This is a genomic window from Spiroplasma sp. ChiS (genome assembly GCF_002968355.1).
Lineage (GTDB): Bacteria > Bacillota_I > Bacilli_A > Mycoplasmatales > Mycoplasmataceae > Spiroplasma > Spiroplasma citri.
Genome location: NZ_PUUH01000217.1, coordinates 1 through 796, shown reverse-complemented (window position 1 = coordinate 796; position 796 = coordinate 1). Strand labels below are relative to the sequence as shown.

At 25.6% G+C, this 796-nt stretch carries 1 protein-coding gene; it reads left to right on the top strand.

Features of this window, described 5'->3' with window-relative positions; all coding sequences use genetic code 4:
- Nucleotides 1-720: spiroplasma phage ORF1-like family protein (locus tag C6B38_RS05860; RefSeq protein ID WP_146693335.1), on the top strand; the 720-nt coding region annotated here is incomplete at its 5' end.
- Nucleotides 721-796 lie beyond the last annotated feature (76 nt).

The window sequence follows — 796 nt, the reverse complement described above, 5'->3', positions numbered from 1 at the left end:
TTTTATACTAATTATTTACGTACGATTTTTGATTTAGAAAATAATACTTATGTTCAAGGTTATAATAAAAAATATGGTTTGTTAGTAAATAATGGTTTTAAAATTTACCCACGATATTTTTATTTTTCGGATAAATATAAGCAATTAGATATTAAATTATATTCAGCATTTAAAAATCGGTTTTATACGATTAATAATTATGGTAGTGTTTTTAATTATGATTTTTCGGTTGCTAATAATTATAATATTAACTCAAATTCGGGTTATGTTTTTGGCGGTGATTTACAAAATAAATATGGTTTGCAATATAAAAAAATTGAAGAACAAAAAATCGGTTATAATGTTTTTGAATTGCAAGCACAAAAAGAGAATGATATGTACCGATATTATGATTTTAATTTTGGGATTTATAATTGACAAGAAATTAATAATGGTGGGTTGTTCCCCGATAAACAATGATGACAAGTGCAATATGTAACGCCGGAGGGTTGATGAGATTTTGGTGCTCATATTAAAAATGCGGTGATTTGAATTGTCAACACTATTCCTGGTGTTAAACAAGTTAATGAATTAGCGAGTGGTGTTGGTAAGGTTTTTGAAACAGTATATAGTTTTTTTAGTCAAATATTTGAGGTATGAAAATTTAATCCAGCATTGTATAGTACAATAACAAATATCTTTTTATTAATTATTTTTATGAAATTTGTGCGATTAATATAAAAAAGGAACTGTTATTTAGTTCCTTTTTGTTCTTTTCAGTCAGTAATTTCACCAGTGTTTTTATCAATGGTAGGTA